18 protein-coding genes and 2 pseudogenes are annotated in these 22,051 nt (G+C 54.5%); 14 read left to right on the top strand and 6 right to left on the bottom strand.

All coding sequences use genetic code 11. From position 1 onward, the window contains the following. The first annotated feature begins 60 nt into the window (after nt 1-60). The gene (locus CMN55_RS16340) at nt 61-717 is read left to right on the top strand and encodes a response regulator (protein ID WP_293951259.1); all 657 of its coding nucleotides are present in this window, start codon (nt 61-63) and stop codon (nt 715-717) included. Nucleotides 718-720: 3 nt separating this feature from the next. Then, on the top strand, nt 721-2,109 hold the full coding sequence (locus CMN55_RS16335) for a sensor histidine kinase (protein ID WP_293951257.1): 1,389 nt from the start codon (nt 721-723) through the stop codon (nt 2,107-2,109). A 297-nt stretch (nt 2,110-2,406) separates the two neighbouring features. On the opposite strand, the gene CMN55_RS16330 is transcribed toward CMN55_RS16335, so the two are convergent. Then, nucleotides 2,407-2,916, bottom strand: coding sequence for a MarR family winged helix-turn-helix transcriptional regulator (locus tag CMN55_RS16330; protein ID WP_293951255.1), 510 nt, complete (start codon nt 2,914-2,916; stop codon nt 2,407-2,409). 217 nt (nt 2,917-3,133) lie between these two features. Continuing rightward, the gene (locus CMN55_RS16325; RefSeq protein WP_293951253.1) at nt 3,134-3,922 is read right to left on the bottom strand and encodes an SDR family NAD(P)-dependent oxidoreductase; all 789 of its coding nucleotides are present in this window, start codon (nt 3,920-3,922) and stop codon (nt 3,134-3,136) included. A 518-nt stretch (nt 3,923-4,440) separates the two neighbouring features. Here CMN55_RS16325 and CMN55_RS16320 point away from each other — a divergent pair. The 8 genes and pseudogenes from CMN55_RS16320 to CMN55_RS16300 all read left to right on the top strand — a co-directional run bounded on the left by CMN55_RS16320 (nt 4,441) and on the right by CMN55_RS16300 (nt 13,398). After that, a complete protein-coding gene (locus CMN55_RS16320) occupies nt 4,441-5,631 on the top strand; it encodes an ABC transporter substrate-binding protein (protein ID WP_293951251.1) in 1,191 nt (396 codons plus the stop codon). A 77-nt stretch (nt 5,632-5,708) separates the two neighbouring features. Next, nucleotides 5,709-6,566 carry a branched-chain amino acid ABC transporter permease gene (locus CMN55_RS16315; protein ID WP_293951249.1) on the top strand — a complete coding sequence of 286 codons (858 nt, stop codon included), beginning with the start codon at nt 5,709-5,711 and terminating at the stop codon, nt 6,564-6,566. Continuing rightward, nucleotides 6,563-7,510: pseudogene (locus CMN55_RS16310) on the top strand (branched-chain amino acid ABC transporter permease). The gene CMN55_RS16315 and the pseudogene CMN55_RS16310 overlap by 4 nt, the downstream one beginning before the upstream one ends. Beyond that, nucleotides 7,507-8,271: an ABC transporter ATP-binding protein gene (locus CMN55_RS17375; RefSeq protein WP_366932097.1), complete on the top strand. Its 765-nt coding sequence runs from the start codon at nt 7,507-7,509 to the stop codon at nt 8,269-8,271. Before CMN55_RS16310 ends, CMN55_RS17375 begins: the two are co-directional and overlap by 4 nt. Beyond that, nucleotides 8,268-8,969, top strand: coding sequence for an ABC transporter ATP-binding protein (locus tag CMN55_RS17370; RefSeq protein ID WP_366932096.1), 702 nt, complete (start codon nt 8,268-8,270; stop codon nt 8,967-8,969). The genes CMN55_RS17375 and CMN55_RS17370 overlap by 4 nt, the downstream gene beginning before the upstream one ends. 16 nt (nt 8,970-8,985) lie before the next feature. Continuing rightward, nucleotides 8,986-10,224, top strand: a pseudogene (locus CMN55_RS17365) (thiolase family protein). A 23-nt stretch (nt 10,225-10,247) separates the two neighbouring features. After that, nucleotides 10,248-11,798, top strand: a complete 1,551-nt coding sequence (locus CMN55_RS16305; protein ID WP_293951247.1) for an AMP-binding protein — start codon at nt 10,248-10,250, stop codon at nt 11,796-11,798. 70 nt (nt 11,799-11,868) lie between these two features. After that, complete coding sequence (locus CMN55_RS16300) at nt 11,869-13,398, top strand: AMP-binding protein (RefSeq protein WP_293951245.1); 1,530 nt, start codon at nt 11,869-11,871, stop codon at nt 13,396-13,398. Between the two features lie 73 nt (nt 13,399-13,471). Here the strand turns inward: CMN55_RS16300 and CMN55_RS16295 are convergent, their stop codons facing one another. After that, on the bottom strand, nt 13,472-14,764 hold the full coding sequence (locus CMN55_RS16295; protein ID WP_293951243.1) for a sensor histidine kinase: 1,293 nt from the start codon (nt 14,762-14,764) through the stop codon (nt 13,472-13,474). Next, a complete protein-coding gene (locus CMN55_RS16290; protein ID WP_293951241.1) occupies nt 14,761-15,471 on the bottom strand; it encodes a response regulator transcription factor in 711 nt (236 codons plus the stop codon). The genes CMN55_RS16295 and CMN55_RS16290 overlap by 4 nt, the downstream gene beginning before the upstream one ends. A gap of 134 nt (nt 15,472-15,605) precedes the next feature. On the opposite strand from CMN55_RS16290, the gene CMN55_RS16285 reads away from it, so the two are divergent. Genes CMN55_RS16285 through CMN55_RS16275 form a run of 3 tightly spaced genes read left to right on the top strand, consistent with a single transcriptional unit; the run spans nt 15,606 to nt 20,114 of the window. Next, on the top strand, nt 15,606-16,784 hold the full coding sequence (locus CMN55_RS16285; RefSeq protein WP_293951239.1) for an efflux RND transporter periplasmic adaptor subunit: 1,179 nt from the start codon (nt 15,606-15,608) through the stop codon (nt 16,782-16,784). 8 nt (nt 16,785-16,792) lie between these two features. Beyond that, the gene (locus CMN55_RS16280) at nt 16,793-18,742 is read left to right on the top strand and encodes a MacB family efflux pump subunit (RefSeq protein WP_293951237.1); all 1,950 of its coding nucleotides are present in this window, start codon (nt 16,793-16,795) and stop codon (nt 18,740-18,742) included. Between the two features lie 4 nt (nt 18,743-18,746). Further along, nucleotides 18,747-20,114 (top strand): efflux transporter outer membrane subunit, encoded by a 1,368-nt coding sequence (locus CMN55_RS16275; protein ID WP_293951233.1) that lies wholly within the window; start codon nt 18,747-18,749, stop codon nt 20,112-20,114. A gap of 33 nt (nt 20,115-20,147) precedes the next feature. Here CMN55_RS16275 and CMN55_RS16270 read toward each other — a convergent pair whose 3' ends face one another. Beyond that, a complete protein-coding gene (locus CMN55_RS16270; protein WP_293951232.1) occupies nt 20,148-20,699 on the bottom strand; it encodes a hemerythrin domain-containing protein in 552 nt (183 codons plus the stop codon). 187 nt (nt 20,700-20,886) lie between these two features. Here CMN55_RS16270 and CMN55_RS16265 point away from each other — a divergent pair, with 187 nt between their 5' ends. Next, complete coding sequence (locus CMN55_RS16265) at nt 20,887-21,588, top strand: 4'-phosphopantetheinyl transferase family protein (protein WP_293951231.1); 702 nt, start codon at nt 20,887-20,889, stop codon at nt 21,586-21,588. Between the two features lie 34 nt (nt 21,589-21,622). Here CMN55_RS16265 and CMN55_RS16260 read toward each other — a convergent pair whose 3' ends face one another. After that, complete coding sequence (locus tag CMN55_RS16260; RefSeq protein WP_293951228.1) at nt 21,623-22,015, bottom strand: flagellar basal body rod protein FlgC; 393 nt, start codon at nt 22,013-22,015, stop codon at nt 21,623-21,625. Nucleotides 22,016-22,051: the final 36 nt, after the last annotated feature.

The following is a 22,051-nucleotide window of genomic DNA, read 5'->3' as shown; positions in this document are numbered from 1 at the left end:
TAGACTGTCCGGCCTGCACGGATGCCAGCCTGAAACGGCCATAGGAGTTAAAAGCCGCGCATGAGACTGCTTCTGATCGAGGATGAAAAAGCTCTGGGCAACGCGCTTCGCGATTATCTGCTTGCACAGGGGCATGCAACCGACTGGGTTGAAAATATTACCGATGCCGATGCGGCGATGGCCTCCACACCCTATGATGTAGTATTGCTTGATCTTAATTTGCCTGACGGTCACGGGGTCGATTTGTTGCGCGGGTTGCGTCGGCGTGGTGATGTCACGCCATGCATCATCCTTACCGCCCAGGATCAAATTACTGACCGGATTCAAGGATTGAACGCCGGGGCGGATGACTATCTGGTCAAGCCGTTCGATTTGGGTGAACTGCATGCGCGGCTCTCGGCTGTGGCCCGGCGTTATGCGGGCAATCCAAATCCGCTGTTAAGTATTGGAAATGTTGACATTGACTTAGCCCGGCGTGTGATTTTTGTTGCTGGTCTCAGGGTGGATTTAACGGCGCGGGAATGGGCGCTGCTTGATCAGTTCGCCCGGCGCCCCGGCGCTACTCTGTCCAAACCTCAGCTTGAAGAGGCGCTTTATGAATTCGGTGCGGAAATCGAGAGCAACACTGTCGAAGTTTATATCAGCCGCTTACGCAAGAAAATTGGCAGCAATTTGATTAGCACCCTGCGCGGTGTTGGTTATCGGCTGGAAGGATAAGATATGCGTATATTTTCGCGTAGCAGTTTAACTGGGCGAATTGTCTCGCGTGTGACGGTATGCGTTTTTGTGCTTTGGCTCGTTGCAACGATGCTTGCCGCCCTTGTCATCAATGATGAACTGGGCGAGGCTTTCGATACCGGGCTTCAGGAAACCGCCCGCCGGGCTTTGCCACTGGCGGTGCAGTTTGTTATGAACCGAGCTGATACGGATAAAACCGTATATGTCCCCGCTTTCGGCAACGGCGGCGGATCGCAGGGAAGAGAGAATGGTAAAGACGACAAGGATGGTAATGGTTCAGATGAGTATCTGATTTATCAGCTACGCGACAAATCAGGGAAAGTGTTGCTGCGCTCTCACGATACCACGGATTTGCCCTTTGCTGCCCCACTTGATTCTGGGTTTTGGGAAGATAGAAATTTTCGATATTATACGGAACCAAGTGTCAGCGGTACTTTGTTCCTGCAAGTTGCCGAACCGATTGGCCATCGTCACGAAGCGACTTTTGAGAGCTCGTTGGCGGTTTTATTGCCGCTGATTGTGCTGATCCCGGCAATTGTCATCGCTATCTGGCTCAACGTTCGTAGTGGTCTGATGCCAGTGCGGCGGCTACGCGATGAGATCGGCCTGCGTGGTCGCGGTAATTTTGATGCTATCCAGCTTGATGAAACTCCGCACGAATTGACCGATATGGTCAATGCAATCAACATGCTGCTTGTGCGCCTGCGGGCGGCGCTTAATGCCGAGCGTAATTTTGCGGCTAACAGTGCGCATGAGCTGCGTACGCCGATTGCAAGCGCCCTGGCACAGCTTCAGCAGCTTTTGCTCGAAATCGGGGAGGCAAGCCCGTATCGTGACCGGGCAAAAAAAGTTGAAGCCTCGCTCAATCGATTGCGGAGGCTGTCGGAAAAGCTATTACAATGGTCGCGCGCCGAGTCGGGAATTGGCAGAAGTGTTCAATCCCATCATCTTTATCCTATCGTCGATATGGTCGTCGAGGATATAAAACGCAGCAATCGTTTTGAAAATACCGTGCGGGTTGAAAAGGACAATGTTGCGCTTTATGCGGCGATTGATCCGGATGCTTTTGGTATTTGTCTACGCAATCTGTTGGAAAATGGTTTGATGCACGGCAGCCGAAACGAACCGGTTGTCGTTAAAATCAATGGCCCTAACAGAATTATTGTGGAAAATGCTGGTTCTGTCGTGCCGCCTGATATGCTTTCCCGGTTAATGCAGCGGTTTGAACGTCACGGCAATCATCCCGAAAGTGTCGGTCTTGGCCTGTCAATCACGGCGACAATTATAGCACAGGCCGGCGGACAGCTGGAACTATTCTCACCGCGCCCGGGAAAATCTGACGGATTTGCCGCGATTTTGTCACTTAACTGAATGGGGGAGATCGCCATATATGGACGCGCCCGTTTTTTAAATCGATTGAAATTGTCAGAATAAAATCCGGTTGGAAAACTGTACATTTTCCGGCTTTCTAAGATGAAAAATTAAAATCTGTTCCGATATTTAAGGATATCATTCGAGAGCATGACCTTGTGATGATGTTACCAGTTTTTCATTTTACTTCGTCATATTGAAGGTTTGCCGTCGGTGCTGAATACATAGACGGCGGCGGTATCCTTACGCTTTGAATTTATCCTCGCGCCGTGCTGGCGTCCCCGGATGTCCTCTCTTTTAGGGCTTTAGCTCATCCAGGAAAAATGTCTGATCTTTCCAGATCACATCGAGCTGACGCTGGCTTTTCTCATTCATCATGGCATAGGCCGTATGCGCATATCCTTTCGCATTTTCAAATCCCGCCTTCTGATAGGCTTGCTTGAGATAATGTCTCTGGGTTTCAATGACGCCCTTCCATGCCGCCAGGCCTTTGTCGGTCAGATACAGATGGCGACTGCGGCGATCCTTGAGATTCTCTTTCTGGGTGATATACCCCTCCGCGATCAGGGTTTTGATGACCGGGCTGATGGATTGCTGCGTTACGTCAAGAAAGGCGAGAACCTCTCTTACGGTTGCGCCGGGTTTACGCTGGATAACATAGATTGCCCTGAAATGCGGACGGCGCAGGCCGATAGACTGTAGGTAGCGATCACCCGCTTCGAGCATGCTGTTGTAGCCTAGATACATGACAGCAAAGAGCCAATGTGCATGTTCTTCCGGGCAGAGCCTTTCCGCGTCCAGTGTCATTTTGGTGTTCACTCCTTGTCTTGGCATGGCATTGCTATGTACATTTTGATTTTACCCTCGCGGCATGACCATATTTTGATCGTAACTACCTATATTATAAGCGAAACCAGATTTAGGGAAGTCATATGAACGATATCCTGAATGCCGCCGCTTGTCGCCATACGGCGTAATATGGGGCAGCTCGGGTATCGGTTTTGAGGGGTGTATGACTATTTTCCTATCCCTTACTTTCTTCCAGATCAAGAGTGCCGGTTTGTGTCATTCCTGATGAATAATAACCGCCATCAACAGTCAAAATCTCACCGTTGACATAACCGGTCTTGGGGTCTGCGAGATAGCAAACAGCTTCTGCAATATCTGAACAATCCCCGAACCGCCCAACGGGGATCATTGGCAGAAGGCGAGCGATGGTTTCTTCCGAATAGGTTGCTTCTACCAGCGGTGTTTTGATCGGACCGGGGGCTATGGCGTTAGCGGTTACACCATACGGCCCCATTTCCAGGGCAATCTGGCGTGTCAGACCGATAATGGCGGCTTTCGTCGTACCATAAGCCGTCCGCCCAACGCCCGCGCGAAGGCCGCTGACGGAAGACATGTTGATAATTCTTCCATATGACTGCTTTTTCATGTTGCGGGCCGCGCGCTGGGCGCAGAGGAAGCTGCCCGTGAGATTGACGCCGATCACCTGATGCCAGTTTTGCGGCGTATAGTCCAGAAACCCTTGGATATTGACAATGCCCGCATTGTTTACAAGGACATCAACACATTTGTCCCACTGCTCCGTTGCGGTGAAGGCAGCGTTGATATCATCCGCATTTGTTACATCGAGCTTTTTACCAAGTGCCTTGCCGCCCAGGGATTTAATTCTCTCCACGGTTTCGTTAATACCGACTTCCGAGATATCGGTTACGACAACACGGGCCCCTTTTTCCGCCAGCTTGATTGCCGTTTCCTGGCCAATGCCGGAACCCGCGCCTGTCACCAGAGCCACGCCATACTCTTTCATGATCACCTCCCTATGCTTCTTATATCAACTTTGGATTGCTTTGTCAGGCCGCTTGAAACATCCATAATAAGCAGCAGTGCGGCCACAATTGAGACAAGCCTTGAGAGTCGAAGATCGAGTGCGCGGGGAGGGGCCAAGAGTTCAAATGGAACGCAATCTGACAGCGACCTTTTGTATTCTTCGGAACCTACTGCCCTGTTTTTTGTGGATATTGTTATTCTACACTTTGATGATATTCGAAATCTTCCAAGGCATTTACGATAAAACAGGATAGCTGATTAAGTCAATTTGTTTGTTATATTAGGTTTCCGGTATTTTTCCAATGAACGTTCAAGCCAATTCATAGCAAGGCGGACCGCATTTATAACAAACATATTGACATAAACAGTCAACCTGTTATATATTCGCATGGCTTCGGGAGGTTGCGCTGTGAAAATACAGCGCACAACAAAAATATGAAGAAAACGGCCGACATTGATCGGCTTATAATTAACCACCACGGTTACAGGGGAGGGACTATGAATATTATCAAATCCACAATTTTATCTGCGGCCTGTGTTGTTGCGTTGTCTGTCGCGGGCGGTGCCAGTGTTCGGGCGGATGAGCCGGATGCCTTCAAGATTGGCGCCGTGCTGCCATTTTCTGGGCCATACGGCATTATCGGCAAAGGTATGAGGCAGGGCGCCGAGCTCGCGATTGAATTGCGTGGCGGCCAAGTCCTTGGTAAGCCGATTGAGGTAACTTGGGAAGACAGTGAAACAAAGCCACAGCCAACTGTTCAAAAGGCAACAAGGCTGATTTCTTCCGGGGCGCAGATGATTTTTGGGGCGGCCAGCTCCGCGTCGACGGCGGCGCTGCAAGGCATTACGGAGCAGCGGAAAATCCCGCTTCTGGTGACCATCTCGGCCGATGACAAGATCACGCGGGCAAATGGCTATCGCTATACTTTCCGGACATCCAATACGCTGGGAATGGAGATCCGCATGGCCATGGAATTCACCAAGGCTGCCGGATTGAAGAAAATCTATGGCGTTGGGGCGGATTATGCCGTAACGCGCGATGGAATGGATGCCTATATGGCAGCCGCCAAGGAAGCCGGTATCGAGATTGTTGATGTGGATTATCCCCCGCTCGGCAATCGCGACTATTCCGTTATCATTGATAAGATCGCCAAAACGGATGCGGATGGCGTGGTTCTGATCGTGACCGGCAGTGATGGTGTCACGTTCCTGAAACAGGCCGGGCAGGCCGGTTTGGGCAAGAATAAGACCCTGTTCGGTCCGGTTCTGCAGGATGAGGTCCTTGCCGCAGCCGTAGGCCCTGATGCTGTGGGGGCCGCCTCCGGTGTCCGGTATCACTATTCCGTGGATAATCCCGCAAACAAGGCGTTTGTTGAGGCCTACCGCGCAAAATTCAATGAATGGCCTGACAGCTTTGCCGGTGAAGCCTTTGACGGGATGAGCTGGTTCCTCGATGTGATCGATGATACGGGGTCATGGGACCGTGAGAAGTGGGTCGATGCCTTTGCCGGAAGTGTTCGTGAAAATTCCGTGGAAGGCCGTAAGGAAATGCGGGCCTGTGACCATCAGGCACTGCAGGTCGGTCTCTGGGGTGTCGTTGAAAAAGGCGAAGCACCTTACCCTGCACTGAAAATGAAGATCACGAATGTCTTCGAGCCGGAAGCCCTTTTCCCGGCTTGTGCAGAATAGTCTGATCATAAAAATCCGGGCGGTCACACACCAGGGCTGACCGCCCCCATTTTAATCGCAGATTAGGTGATCCGGTTATGTCTACCATCGTGATAGGCCTGTCTATGGGTATGCTCCTGTTCCTGCTGGCGGCGGGTCTGACCCTTATCTTCGGCATGCTCCGCGTAATCAATTTTGCGCATGGCTCATTTTACATGCTTGGTGCCTATCTGGCATTTCAGGTCGTCAATGTTACTGGAAACTTCTGGGCGGGACTGTTAGCCGCGCCGATCATAGCCGTGGCTGTTGGCGCCATTATGGAGCGTATCGCGCTTCGCCCGGTGTATGATCGTGATCATGTTTACCAGCTACTGCTGACTTTCGGCTTTATTCTGGTTCTGGACGAGGCGGTCCGGATTATCTGGGGGCTGGAATATAAGCAAATGTATCCACCGGCCATGCTGTCCAGCACGATTGAAATGTTCGGCAGTGCCGTGCCGACATATCGCCTTTTCATTATCGGCTTTGGCGCGGCTGTTTCCGCCGCTCTCTTCTTCATGCTGGATCGCACTCGCTATGGGATGATTATCCGTGCGGCCAGTGGCGATCCCGAAATGGTTCGCACGCTTGGCATAAATGTGTCGCTGGTCCGGACCGGTGTATTTGCCTTCGGCGCCGGTCTTGCAGCGCTCGGCGGGGCTGTTGCCGGCCCATTATTCCCGATCGAACTGGGCATGGGCTTTAATATCATCATCGACAGCTTCATCGTTGTGATTATCGGTGGGCTGGGTAATATTCGGGGGGCAGTAATGGCAGCGCTCTTGATTGGAATGACCCGGGCTCTTGGTTACAGCTACGCTCCGAGCTGGGTCGATTTTCTCACCTTTATCCTGTTGATCGGTACTCTGATCCTCCGACCGGAAGGATTGTTCAGCCGCAAGGGGCGCACGGCATGAATGCGCATCGTTTATTGGCACTGCTGGTTGCCGTTATCATCTTCGCGCCCCTTTTGCTGCCAGACGGGCAGGGGATTGGCCTGGTCAATGCCATCCTGATCTGGTCAATATTCGCCATTGGGTTTGACCTTGTCTTTGGCGTTGCCGGCATGTTGTCCTTCGGCCATGCGGCGTTTTTTGGCGTGGGCGCTTACACGCTTTCGCTTCTGACAATGCGGATGGGCTGGGACTTTCTGCCCGCGCTTGGCGCGGCGGGTGTTGTTGGCGGGGCTCTCGCCCTGCTGTTCAGCTACTTTGCAATCCGGGTTTCGGGGCTGTTTTTCGCGCTTCTCACGCTCGCCCTGTCTCAGTTGATTTATATCATGGCGGGTACAAAACTGCGGATGCTGACCGGCGGCGTCGACGGCATTGCCGGAGTTCCGCGTCCTGAATTGTTCGGTATCGATTTTTATGATGACGGCAATTATTATTTTTTCCTGCTGGCGTTGTTCATTCTGGCGTTGCTGATTTCCGGCCTTATCCGGATATCGCCATTGGGCCAGGCACTGTCGGCAATCAAATCAAATTCGGTCCGGGCNGAGCAAATCGGCTTNAATGTCCAGCGGTTNCAGCGTTCCGTTTTCACCATTTCCGGGGTTTATGCCGGGGTGAGTGGCGGATTGCTGGCCTCTTTGATTTTNTATGTAGGCCCCCAGATGCTGCATTGGACCACGTCGGGNGATATTGTGATCATGGTCCTGCTGGGNGGTATGGGCACNCTGTTCGGCCCCATNCTNGGGGTTGCCATCTTTGAAATNATGCGNGAATGGCTTTCNANNCAGACATCACATTGGTACGGAATTCTGGGCCTTATNTTNATNGNTTGTACGATCGGCATGCCGAAAGGNATNGCGGGCCTGATCATACAGATTTGGAATCGCATCTTGCCCGGAGGCAAGTCATGATTGCGACAACAGAAAACAAACTTNTCCTGCGCTGTGAAAATATTGAAGTATCCTATGGCGCCTTCAAAGCNGTCAGCAATGTGAGCTACGAATTNACGCCCGGATTNCTTTATGGCCTGATCGGNCCCAANGGTGCNGGNAAGACAACGCTTATGAATGCCCTTTCGGGCCGGGCGCGNCTNAGCAATGGGNGNGTGTTTCTCAACGATCAGGAGATAACCGGAAAGTCCCCGCATGCCCGCACATGGGCNGGACTTGGNCGGAGTTTCCAGATCACGCAGATTTTCGCCGAGATGACAGTGTTTGANAATCTNCGTCTNGCCGCACAGGCGCANCGTTTCCGGTTGCAGCCATTCTGGAANCCGGTCGGNNAATTCNGGGAAATNGCGGAANATGCNGAACGTGTCCTTGCGGAAATCGGGCTGGAGAGCTTNGGGCATGTCAACGCNGGCAGCCTTTCCCATGGTGATCANCGCGCNCTTGAAATNGGNCTTGCGTTATTGAGTGAGCCCAAGGTGCTGCTGCTNGATGANCCCCTCGCCGGGGTTGGCCATGATGTNGTCGANAAGGCNGTCGGGCTGATCCGTCGNATTTCACAAGGCCGCACNGTATTGNTGATNGAGCATAATATGGACGTGGTTATGGAAATNTCNGANGAGATAATTGTNATGCTCGCNGGTGAGATTTTGGCCGCGGGCAACCCTGAAACNATACGGCGNGATCCGCGNGTNCGTACTGCCTATCTGGGAGAGGATGAATGAGCCTTCTGGAAATGCAGNAGTGTGATGTTTTCTATGGCAAGGCCCAGGCATTGCACAATGTCTCCATCGAAGTGGGAGAGGGGGAAATCGTNTCCCTGATCGGNCGGAATGGNGCNGGNAAAAGCACCTTGNTGAAGGCNATCATCGGTCTCAATCCGATCAAGTCCGGTAAGCGNNTTTTNGCCGGGAAGGATGTGACCCGAATAACGACAGAGGTNCTGGGNCGCTCCGGAATTGCCTATGTCCCTGAAGACCGGCGTATCTTNGCGACNCTCAANGTAGATGAAAATTTGCGGATCGCNACCGTCATGGGNCGGGAAGGCGCGTGGGATCTGAANCGGGTATATGATTTGTTTCCGCGTCTGAAGGAGCGAAAGAATTCCCGCGGCGATACNTTATCNGGCGGAGAACAGCAAATGCTGGCCGTCGGGCGTGGCCTTCTGACAAANCCAAAATTGCTGNTGCTGGATGAGCCGACCGANGGACTGGCGCCGCTNGTTGTCGANGATTTGATCAAGGCCATGGCNCTCATTAATGCCGANGGGGTGGCCATNCTGCTNGTGGAGCAGAATTTGAAGGTCCCCCTTAAACTGGCTNAACGGCAGTATTTGATTGATAACGGCCATATTCGNTGGTCNGGTAAAACNGATGAACTGCTGGCCGANCGNGANAAAATNGAAGGACTCATAAGCATCTAATTTCGGGAGTTGAACAATGTCAGATGTNTACATTATTGGAATTGGAATGACGCCGTTTGGCAAGTTTCTGAACCGTTCNGTCAAGGACATGACCGCCGAAGTTGTTGAAGAGGCGNTGAAAGACGCCGGTCTGGAGCGGAAGAGCATTCAGGCNGCTTATTTTGCCAATGCCTCCCAGGCNGCAGTTGAGGCNCAGTATCTNGTGCCGGGGCAGATCGCCCTGCGCTCTGCCGGATTTGAGGGTATCCCGATTACCAATATTGAGAATGCCTGCGCCAGCGCCAGTACAGCCCTCAANTCAGCCTGCGCCTTTGTTCAGTCCGGNCAGGGNGATNTNGCGCTGGCCATCGGGACGGACAAGATGAACTCGACGGATCGCGCGCGTTCNTTTGCGGTNTTTGACGGCGGATGGGATGTTCATACGGCGGAAGAATCCATCGCCCGGNTGCTNGATATGTCCAAGGGGATGGAACTGCCGCCGGAGGCAGAGGACAATGGCGGACAGCGCAGTGTCTTTATGGANGTCTACGCCTCGCTTGCCAAGAATCACATGAAGACTTTCGGCATTACGCAGGCNCAGATNGCNGCGGCCTCNGCAAAGAACCATACGCATTCCTATCANAATCCNAAGGCGCAATANCGCAATAAAATGACGGTGGAGGANGTTCTCAACGANCGCCCNATCGCCTGGCCGCTGACCNTGGCCATGTGCGCGCCGATCAGTGATGGNGCNGCNGCNGCCATTGTNGTNTCGGAAGAAAAGGCGCGCCAGCTTGGNNTGGGCCGTGCCGTNCGTGTCGCGGCCTCTGTTCTGCGTTCCGGNACGAACCGCAAGCCCGATGANTTNGANAANCAGATTACACATCTGGCAGCNAATGCGGCCTATGAAAAGGCTGGCCTGGCACCGGAAGACATGGATGTTGCGGANGTCCATGANGCGACGGCTTTTGCCGAAGTGCTGCAGGTGGAGGCGNTGGGCTTNTGNNAATTCGGNGAAGGNGGACGTCTTTCCGAAGAAGGNCNNACAACNNTTGGCGGCCGNATNCCNGTCAATCCTTCCGGAGGTCTGGAATCGCGCGGGCATCCCATCGGCGCCACGGGANTGGCGCAGGTTTATGAGTTNGTTACGCAGCTNCGNGGCGAGGCNGGGCCGCGNCAGGTGGAAGGCGCCCGGACGGCGATTGCNGAAAATGGNGGNGGTTTTATGGGCTATGAAGAGGCNGCNGCCTGNATCACCATNTTGCAGAAAAACTGATCGANCNCANGGGAGAGNNATTCGTGCGTGTNATTGANTATTTNGANCGNGGTGTNGCNCTNGATCCGGANAGGNTTTGCCTGAAGGACNGNGATATCGCACGCAGCTACGCAGAGGTGCAGGAGCGGAACTTCAGGATTGCCAATGCNCTCATCANNCTGGGGGTGAAACCTCAGGCAAAGGGNGCGGTGTTCAGCTCCAACGCGGTTCCGGCNTTTGAATGCTGCCTTGGGATGTTGCGNGCCGGTNTTGTCTGGGTNCCNCTNAANGCCAAGAATGAAACNAAGGAGAACTCATATATTCTGGATAANTGTGATGTGGAAATCCTGTTCTATCACAGCTCCTATGAANCAAAGGTTGCCGAATTTGCCACTCTCTGNCCNAAAATCCGGCANTTTGTCTGTATCGACAAGGCGGGCGGNCGCGGNCTCTATCTGGAAGAGATAATCAAGGNNGAGNCNAGCACNGANCCNGATATTGCCGGTGATCAGGAGACNCTNGCNTCGATCTTTTCATCNGGCGGNACGACCGGNCTNCCNAAAGGCGTNCTTTGGACCAACCGTGTNTGGGATGCCATGGTGACGGCGTTCTACACCACNATGCCNGCNANNAAGCCNCCNGTTCATCTNGTCGTCGCCCCGATGTCGCATGCGGCGGGTGTGCTNGCCATTCTGTCGATGGCGAACGGTGGAACGCAGGTTATNCTGCCNCAATTCGATGCGCAGATGGTCGCGGANGCGATCGAGCGTGAAGGGGTGACGCATCTGTTTCTNCCGCCCACTGCAATCTATATGNTGCTGTCCCATCCNGGTGTCGAAAAATACGANTACNNCAGNCTGGAGCATTTCATCTATGCGGCGGCCCCNATGTCCGTCGACAAGCTGAAGGAGTGCCTGAANGTTTTCGGNCCNGTNATGACGCAGTCCTTCGGNCAGGCCGANGCGCCNATGTTCTGNACCTATCTTTCNCCGGAAGAGCATCTGGTGATNGGTAGCAATACAAANGAAAAGCGNCTNGCGAGCTGTGGGCGCCAGACACTTCAGATGCGTGTCAGGATCATGGATGACGAGGGCAATCTCCTGCCANCNAATGAGCGGGGGGAAATTGTNGTCAGNGGCAANCTNGTGATGANNGGCTATTATAAGAACCCGGAGGCGACGGAGGAAGTTTCCNCCTTCGGCTGGCACCATACNGGAGATATCGGCTATGTCGATGATGANGGNTATGTCTATATCGTCGATCGCAAGAAGGACATGATCATCACCGGNGGCTTCAACGTCTATCCGAGTGAGATNGAGCAGGTGATCTGGGGTCATCCCTCNGTTCAGGACTGCGCAGTNATNGGNGCNCCNGATGAAAAATGGGGCGAAGCCGTCAAGGCGGTGGTNGAACTCAAACCCGGCTGNACGCTNGANGAAGAAGAAGTCATCAGCCTCTGCAAGAAAGCCCTNGGTAGCGTNAAGGCGCCGAAATCGGTGGAATTCTGGAAAACTCTGCCGCGGACGCCGGTCGGGAAAGTNCGCAAAAAGGATATTCGCGCAAGCTTCTGGAAGGAAGGCGAGCGGGCGATCTAGACTTTCGATAGGAAGNNGGGCGTCTGATCATATGGCCCTGGCATAATGATAAGAACGAGGGACGTNAGGAATGAATATTGCGGATTTCCTGCCGCGTGTTGCGGCAGTTTANGGCGATAAACCGGCCATCTCNCTGGGAACGCGGCAGCTTCATACCTATCAGGAGTTTGCAGACCGCGCGCGTTCACTTGCAGGNGCCCTTCGTGGTGAGCTTGGACTGANNAANGGNGACCGGGTTGGNCTCGCCATGACCAACACGCCGCAATATATGGAGATTCTCGTTGCCTGCTGGCACGCCGGGCTTTGCGCTGTTCCCATGAATGCCAAACTGCATCCCAANGAGTTTGCCTTTATTATNGAGAATGCNGGNGCCAAAGTCTGCTTTGTCACCGAGAACCTGACCGCGGGTATTAGTGAATTCCTGGAAACAATCGACGGGTTTGAGCGGGTATTCTGCGTCAGTGACGATGAATATGAGGCCCTGACGACCCATTCTCCGATAGAGATGGTGGATGTATCGGAGACAGACCCGGCCTGGATTTTCTATACCAGCGGAACGACGGGACGGCCGAAAGGGGCGACGCTCACGCATCGGACCCTGCTGGCCATGACATTGCGATATTACGCGGATGTCGATCAACCCTCGCCGGAGGATAGCTATTTCCACACGGCCCCGATGTCTCATGCGGATGGCCTTTACGCCATTCCGCATCTTATCAAGGCATCGCACCATATCGTGCCGGAAAGCGGCGGATTTGATGTGGAGGAGATATTCGGCCTTCTTGAAATCTATAAGAACGCAACCTTTATGGCCGCGCCGACGATGCTGACGCGGATGACGAACCATCCGAAGGCAAGCGAAGCCAGGTCCGAGAATATCAAGACGATCTACTATGGCGGGGCCCCCATGTATCTGGAGGATACGAAGCGCGCCATTGCCACATTCGGACCTTGCATCATGCAGATTTTCGGACAGGGCGAGTCGCCGAACACCGGCACCAGCCTCAGCAAGGATTTGCATGCCGATTATGATAATCCGAAATATGAGAAGCGGCTTTCAAGCGTCGGCCTGCCGCGCACGGGGGTTGAGGTTCGTATTTTCGATGAGAACGACAATGAGGTGCCAACCGGAGAAATCGGTGAAATTGTCCTCAGGAGCGATGTCGTCATGGCGGGCTATTGGAATAATCCGGAAGCCACCAGCAGCGCGATCCGGAACGGCTGGCTCCATACCGGGGATGTCGGGTTTCTGGATGAAGACGGATTTCTCACCCTGAAGGACCGTTCCAAAGATATGATCATCAGCGGCGGAACAAATATATATCCCCGTGAGATTGAGGAAGTACTGCTCATGGACAGTCGCCTGGATGAGGTGTCTGTCGTCGGTCGTCCGGAAGCCGACTGGGGCGAGGAAGTGGTCGCCTTCGTGGTGCTGCGGGAAGGGGAGAGCGTGACAGCGGAAGAGCTTGAAGAGCTGTGCCTCAACAATATCGCCCGGTTCAAGCGGCCGAAGGAGTATTTCTTCGTCGATGAACTCCCCAAAAGCAATTATGGGAAAATCTTGAAAACCGAGCTTAGAAAGCGATTTACAGAAGAATAATGTATTATTCGGTTTCTCTTATGCGGCTTTACTGCCGTAGTTAAAATTTTAGAATAATTACCTATCGATATTTTTAACCACTGCTGATCGGTAATCTGATTGTGAAGTTGAGGCCGCCGGTTGGGCGGTTTCGGGCCGTGATATTGCCGTTATGGGCATCGACGGCGCGTTTGGCGATGGTCAGGCCAAGGCCGAAACCGCCGCTGCGTTCATCATGGCGGATAAAGGGTTCGAACATTTTCTCAATCTCCGCCTCGGTCAGGCCCGGCCCCTCATCAAGGATTTCCACAGTATAGGTATTCTCCGCGGTATCGAAGCGGACCGTTACATCAATCTGCTGGCCTGTAGCCGAGTAGCGAATGGCATTGCGGATCACATTTTCGATGGCGCGGCGGATCAGCTCGGCACGGCCCTGTATGCTGGGCCGCGCCGAGGCTTGCGCATCCGCGAGGTGGGGATTGATATGCACGCCCTTCGTTGTTGCCTCGAAGGTTGCATCGGCGATGACGCTTTCGACAACGCCGACCAGATCGAAAAACTCGTCTGACTGGGTCAGGCTGTTTTCCGATCGGGCGAAGGTGAGCAACTCGTCGATCAGATCGTCGAGACGGCGCGCTTCACGCTCGATCCGGTTCATGGAGGAGATCATGCGGGATGGATCCTGCCGGGCAAGTTCGATGGCGAGTTGCAAACGGGTGAGGGGAGAGCGCAACTCATGGGAGACATCATGGAAGAGGCGGTCGCGAGCTTCCATTGCCTGTCTTAGATGCGTTGCGGTGAGATCGAAATCACGGGCGAGATCGGCAATCTCGTCGCGGCGGCGTCCAATTTTTGGCTCCAGCCTTACATCCAGATCGCCATGGGCCAGCCGATTGAGGCCATAGCGCAGCCGCCGGATGGGGGAGGTGATATACCAGGCGAGAATGGCGCTGAACAGAAAACCGCCGGCCGCGCCGACAACAATAAACTCCATCGGAGGACGAAAATGGGAACGGCGAGGGGATTGCCGTCCCTGATAGGCAATAACGTAACGGGCGCCATCGGGCGCGGTTGCATCCGTTAGCCGTTCAATCAGTTCCGGATCCTCCGGGCGATTTGCCGCCGCATCCGCAGTCAGTAAATGGATGCGGGCGCGATCTTCTTCGGGCAGGGTGGCCAGAACCCTTTCAAAGGCGGCGGGCCCGCCGTCGGTGAGGGCCTGTTGCAAGGGGGGCAGGGCAACGGGCGCCACACGGGCGATGAGCCATCTATCCGGTGCGATGGGGCCGTCGCGGACCAGCACGGCGAGCAGCCAGACCCCCTGCATGATGAGGAACAGGGTGATCCAGAAACCGATCAGGATTTTCCAGAACAACCGGATTTTCATGATGTGGTTACCAGCCGATAACCGACCCCGCGCACCGTCTCAATCTCGATTGCCTTGCCCGCCACATCCTGCAGCTTCTGGCGCAGATTGCTGATGTGAACATCAATGCTGCGATCATACATCTGCCGCGGTCGGCCAAGCACCTTGAGAGACAGGTCGTCTTTCGTCGCGACTGTCTCCCCGGACTTCAGCAACGCAATGAGGATGTTGAATTCGGAAAGTGTGAGGAGGACAGGCTGACCCTGCCATGTCACCTCACGCCGGGGTACATCTACGAGAAGCAGGCCAAATTCGAAGCTTTCCTTTGCCTCCGGGATTGGGTCAACCGGGGTATTTCGGCGCAAAAGGGCACGCAGTCGGGCCAGCAGCTCACGCGGATAATAGGGCTTCCCCACATAATCATCGGCGCCCAGCTCCAGACCGACGACGCGGTCCACATGATCGCCCTTTGCGGTCAGCATGATGACGGGAATATTGCTTGTCTGGCGGATATGGCGCAGTGCATCAATGCCGTTGACCTGCGGCATCATGACATCGAGAATGACGGCATCGAATTCACCCGAAAGGGCGCGCGCAACGCCGTCTCGGCCGTTAAATACTGCTTCGACCCCGAAGCCCTCGGCCTCCAGATATTCCGTCAGCATTTCAGTCAGGTCGATATCGTCATCGATAAGAAGAATGCGTGCGCTGCCGCTTTGTGCTTTCATAAACTGAACATATCTTTGTGAATATCGGCTTGTCATCTTGCTTTTCCAAAGATTTACAGTTCCTTTGCAATAGCTTTACCCACAAAGAGCGAAAGATGGACCATCTTTAGACCATGAAGAAGAAATGGATAATCATGACAGCCCTGCTGATCGCCATTGCGGCGGGTGGCGGTTATGCCGTATGGCACTATTACTTTGCGGCATCCGGAAAACCGGCGGTGCTGACAGTGCCGGTCTATCGTGGGAACATCGAGGAAACGGTGGTTGCTACCGGCGCGCTGGAGCCAAAGGAAATTGTCAGTGTTGGAGCGCAGGTGTCCGGGCGGATCGAGACCTTGTTTGTTGAGCTTGGCCAGCATGTCCGGGCGGGGGATATGATCGCGCAGATTGATGCCAGAACCCGGACGAACGATCTTCTGACGGCGGAGGCAAGCCTTGCCAATGTGAAAGCCCAGCTTGTGGCGCGTCAGGCTTCACTTATCCAGGCAGAGCAGGGTTTCAAACGCCAGCAGCAAATGATCGCCGGTCAGGCGACATCGGCGGCGGAGTTTGAAAGCGCCAAAGCCAGTCTTGAGGCGGCGCGCGCCGATGTCAGGGCACTGGAAGCACAGATCAAGGCAGCGGAAGTCGCCAAGGCAACAGCGGAAGTCAATCTTGGTTACACCCGTGTGCAGGCGCCAATCAACGGGGTCGTGGTCGCCATTGTAACAAAACAGGGCCAGACGGTGAATGCGGTGCAATCGGCGCCGACCGTTGTCATTATTGCCAATCTTGATGTCATGACGGTCAAGGCAGAAGTGTCGGAGGCCGATGTCATCAAGGTGAAAGAGGGAATGCCCGTTTATTTCACTGTGCTCGGCGATCCGGAAACGCGCTTTCACGCGATGCTGCAGCAGATTGAGCCAGCGCCGGAGGAAATCGTCAATCTTGTCAGCAGTTCAACTGCAACGGCAAGCAGCACCAGTACGGCCATATATTATAACGCTCTTTTCGATATCGAAAATGAGCAAGGTCGGCTGCGTGCTCTGATGACGGCGGAAGTCTCCATCGTGTTGGCCGAGGCAAAGGATACGCTCTTAATTCCGGCAACGGCGCTGGGCCCGAGAGACAAGGATGGGCGTTACCCGGTGCAGGTTTTACAAGATAACGATATAGTTGCAGTGAAGTCTGTGGCGGTCGGGATCAACAACAAGGTCCAGGCGGAAATTCTGGAAGGGCTGGAAGAGGGGGACAAGGTGGTTGTCAGCTCCGCCACGGCTGCCGCCATGACAGGGCGCAGCGGATCATTCAGGCCAACAAGAATGTTCCGGTGAGGATTGCGATGCAGGACAAACCGCTGCTGGAACTCAGAAAGGTACGCCGCGAGTATCCATCCGGTGACGGCGTTTTCGTGGCGCTGAAAGACATTGATCTGGATATCCATGCGGGCGAAATGGTCGCTATCATTGGTGCTTCCGGATCTGGGAAATCCACTCTGATGAATGTCCTTGGCTGTCTCGACAGGCCCACATCCGGCATTTATCGGATCGGTGGGCGACAGACGGCGGAGCTTGAGTCGGATGATCTCGCCGAACTTCGGCGGGAGCATTTCGGTTTCATTTTCCAGCGGTATCATCTGCTGGGTGATCTTTCCGCCCTTGGCAATGTCGAGATGCCGGCGATTTATTCCGGCCGGTCACGCGCCGAGCGTAAAGAGAGAGCCGCTAGTCTGCTCGCCCGTCTCGGCCTTGATGACAAGCTGGAAAACCGTCCGGGCCAACTCTCAGGCGGACAGCAGCAGCGCGTTTCCATTGCCCGGGCGCTGATGAATGGCGGGCGGGTTATTCTTGCGGACGAACCGACCGGTGCGCTCGACAGCAGCAGCGGGCGGGAGGTCATGCAAATCCTGCGTGAACTTCATGGTGACGGTCATACGGTCATCCTGGTGACGCATGAGCCGACGATTGCTGAACAGGCGGATCGTATTATTGAAATCAGCGACGGAGAAATTATCTCTGACAGGCACAAGGGCAGCGCAGGCGGCGCGAGGGCACTTTCCTCCAGCCTGAAACGCGGAAATGGGCTTTTTGGTTTCTTTGGCCGATTGCAGGAGGCGTTTCACATGGCATTGCTGGCCATGTCGGCGCACCGGCTTCGAACTTTTCTCACCATGCTCGGCATTATCATCGGTATTGCCTCGGTGGTGTCCGTCGTCGCCCTTGGTAATGGGTCGCAACAACAGATTCTCTCCAACATCAGCAGCCTTGGCACAAACACTCTCAGCATTTATCCCGGGCGAAGCCAGGGGGATTTGCGCTCGGCCCGGGTGCAGACGCTTGTTCCTGCCGATGCGGCGGCGCTGGCCGCGCAGAGTTTTGTGGACAGCGTCACCCCGTCAGTCTCGACCAGCGCTACCACGCGCTATCTCAATGTTGCCGCAAGCTCGGAGGTGCAGGGGGTCGGGGAGGATTATTTCCGGGTTCGGGGCACCCGACTGCTGCAAGGGAGCTTTTTCGATGCGGAAAGTGTGCAGAACTATGCGCAGGTTGCCGTCATTGATGACAACAGTGCGGCGGCGTTGTTCGTCAATGGGGACAATCCGGTCGGTACGGTCATTATCGTGGGCACGGTGCCCATGCGTATTATCGGTGTTGTCGAGAACAACCTGCTCGGATATCGCCAGAGTAACAGCCTGACCATTTTCAGCCCTTATACAACCGTGATGTCCCGTTTGCTGGGGCAGCATTATCTCAGCTCGATCACCGTTCGGGTTGCCGATGACGTGGCCATGGATGTGGCGGAGCAGGCGGTGACCAACCTTATGACCATGCGCCACGGGGTCGCGGATTTTTCTGTTTTCAATACCGATAACATCCGCCAGACGATTACCAGCACCAGCCAGACCATGACATTGCTGATTGCGGCCATCGCGCTCATCTCTCTTATTGTCGGCGGGATCGGCGTGATGAATATCATGCTGGTTTCGGTAACCGAGCGCACCAGCGAGATTGGCGTTCGCATGGCCGTCGGGGCGCGGCAGGGAGATATTTTACAGCAGTTCCTGATCGAGACCGTGCTTGTCTGCCTGCTAGGCGGCGCTATTGGCATTTTGCTGGCGCTCGGCCTCGGATATATCTTCGAGGCGGCGGAGATGGGCTTTGCCATGATTTTCTCCACCAGCTCAATTGTTGCGGCCTTTGTCTGTTCGACCCTGATTGGCGTCATTTTTGGTTTTCTTCCGGCCCGGAATGCGGCCCGTCTCGATCCGGTCGAAGCGCTGGCCCGGGATTAGCGAGATGTGTGCATTGTTAAAAAAACCGTTCTTGATGGTTGTCTTGTTCAGTGTGTTTGCGCTGGCCGGTTGCGGCTCGCTGCTGAAGACGGAATATCAGGCGCCGAACCTGCCCGTTGCCATGGATTGGCAAGCGATGGCGCCGGTGGATAGCCTGCCTGCGCGTGACTGGTGGTCTGTTTTTACTGACGCAGAGCTTAATATGCTGGTGGGGCGGGTGCTGGCCAGCAACGGTGATCTGGCGGCGGCGGGCATTCGCCTCAATCAGGCGCGTCTTTCCAGCGAGCTTGCCGACAAACAGCTTTTTCCGAGCGTATCGGCAAGTATTGGAAGCTCGGGAAACAGGTCGCTTGAGAATGACCGCGGCTGGTCCCGAACCTCTTCCGCCTCCCTTGGGGTTTCGTGGGAAGTGGATCTGTTCGGGCGATTGCAATCAGAACGGGATGCCAGCCGTTGGGAAGCGCTGGCGAGTGCCGAGGATCTGGAGGCGACGCGGCTTTCGCTGATTGCCATGACAGTGCGCGCCTACTGGCAACTCGCCTATGCCAATGATCAGATCCGTATCGGGGAACTGAGTATCTTATATACGGAACAGGCGCTGGAGCTCGTGCGGTTGCAGTATGCGGCAGGCAGTGTTTCGCTGCTTGATCTGCGCGAGGCGGAGCAGTCCCTCGCCGCGCAGCGGGCAACCCAGACCCGGCTTGTACAAGCGCGGGTGGAGGCACGAAACGCTCTCGCGGTGCTGCTCGGACAGCAACTCTACGACGGGCCGGAACCGGAAACCCTTGCCAGTATGATGGTTCCGGCGCTGGCGGCCGGGTTGCCCGCGGAACTGATTTCCCGACGCCCGGACCTCAAGGGGGATGAGTTGCGTTTGCGCTCGCTGCTGGCCAGCGTGGATGCGACGCGGGCGAGCTTTTATCCGAACTTCCGGCTGACCGGCGATCTTGGTGCCGGGAGTAATGAGTTGTTTGATTTTCTGAGCAATCCGATTGCATATCTGTCGGGCACTCTCGCGGCGCCGCTTTTGAATTTTGACCGGATTGCTCTTAATGTCGATATCTCGAAAGCGCAATATGAGGCCGCGACGGCCACTTTCCGCCAGACATTCTATCAGGCGATCAGTGAAGTCGAAAATGCACTGTCCGCCCGTATCCAGTATGCGGCCGAGGCGGAATTTCTCGAAGCGTCCTATGCGGCGGCGCGGGAGGCGGAAAGCCTCTATGAGCGGCAATACCGGGCGGGAGCGATCCCCATTCGTCAATGGCTGGACGCGCAGCAACGCCGCCGCAATGCGGAAAATGCCGTGCTCGGCAATATTTTCAATCGCCTTGATACGGAAGTTACGCTTTATCAGGCGTTGGGCGGATAGCGGGTCCCAGAGATACGAACGGACTTGGTGAGATTATTTCTCGCCCCAGTCCACCAGAACCTTGTGGAGTGCACGGTACTGGCGGTCGGCTTCGCGTCCGAATATCGGATCGCCCTTGTCATTCATGCGGGTCTCGATGATATCCCAGTCCGATTGAAACAATATTTTCTCGGCAGCAGGAAAGAAGAGGCTTTCCTCCCGCTCCATATGCCAGCGAAGATATTCCATATAGCTGCGTATATCCTTTGCGAGCCTGTATGGACGAATAACCTGTCCTGATTTTTCCTGTTCAAACGTTGTTATGAAAATATCCAGAAGGTATTTTAGTCGTTCATGCTCGGCGATGATCTCCCGCAGGTAGGGGGCATGGGCGGGAGACCGTATGGTCATTCTCCGAAGTATGAGGTTTTCGACCGGATGGTGGCATTTGCGGGGGAAGTTTGTCAGGTAATCAAGAATGGTCTCAATCAGGAAATGATTGAGCGCAAAGCCGGCAAGATAATGGCTGATTTCCCTCTCCAGCATATCAAGGAGCACAGTCATGCGCCGATGGTCTTCCAGCAGCTTTGCAATAACCTGCGACATATGGGTTTTCCGGGCTGTAATTCTGTATTAATTCTAGCGCCGCTGAAGCACCGGATGCATTGATTGCGATCAAGTTTTTTTACCCGGCAAATTGCCGCCGCGCGGAATTTGACTTGTTGAATGCGGCAGGCGCATTATCATCCGCCTCAATATGGTTAGTCAGTAAAAGCATATGGAAATTTCGGCCATGGTCGCCTTTGGGGCGGAGAATACGCATATATATCACGCGGGAATTGGGGATATGCAGGGCGTTCCGCTGTCGGCCTGCTGGTCTGTCCTCAATGCGGCGGAGCAGGCGCGTGCAAAACGGTTCCGCTTCGATATACATCGTAACCGTTACATCCGCGCACATGGCGTATTACGCCATATTCTTGCGCGCTATCTGGATGTGCCTGCGGATCAGCTTTTTTTTGAAACCGGAGAACGGGGCAAACCTTTCCTTCGCGATAGCGGTCTTTATTTCAATATGTCCCATTCCGCCGATACGGCAGCCTATGCCATCAGCAGAGAGGGGGAAATCGGCATTGATATTGAAATGCTTGATCGCAAGGTAGAGATCGACGATCTCAGCCGTCACTACTATACCACGGCCGAACAAGGTGAACTTGCTGTTCTTGACGAACAGTCGCGTCGCAGCCTGTTTTTTCACCTGTGGACCGCGAAAGAGGCGCGGATGAAAGTGACAGGTGAAGGCCTTGCTCTTGACCCGAGGGAAATTGACGTGGAGATTGAAGGAGGGCAGCTCATCGGCTATCGGCGGCCGGAACAGCCAAAAGCAGGGCTTCAGCAAGTGCCGCTTACCCGAGTAAAAGGCGCGTGTAGCGTTGCCGCCCTGTTTGACCCTCGGGCGATGGTGAAACCGCTTGAACTGATAACTAGTTTGAAGTGATAACTAGCTTGAAGTGAAACCGGGCGACGGATCGTCAGCTTTTTAAATCGAGCGTGGCCTGTTGCATCTCATCCCAGACCTCCAGCATCTTCACATTGGCCTTATAGCTATTGAGCGCCATGTTTTGATCGATAATCTCACTTGCCATATCCATATTTGGCATTTCCACAAGGCCATTTTCATCGGCGAGCAGGTGATAGGGGGCATGGCCCTGAACGGTTGCCGGATCACGTTCGCGCACCTTGATATGCGGCGCGCCGGTCGCATCGGTTGTCTGGACCGGTTCAACCGCCTTGTAGGAGCTTTTCTGCCCGGTAGCGCCAGGAGTGCCGACGCTCTGCATGTTGACAAGATTCTGTGCGGAAACTTCGGCCCGTTTCACCGCCGCCGCCATGCCGCTGATTGCAGATCCCAGAATGGTTGTCATCGTTTTTCTCCGGCCGGTAAAATTTTAAGCAAACTT

The sequence above is a fragment of the Sneathiella sp. genome (assembly GCF_002694385.1).
GTDB lineage: Bacteria > Pseudomonadota > Alphaproteobacteria > Sneathiellales > Sneathiellaceae > Sneathiella.
This window is presented reverse-complemented; position numbering and strand designations above follow the sequence as displayed.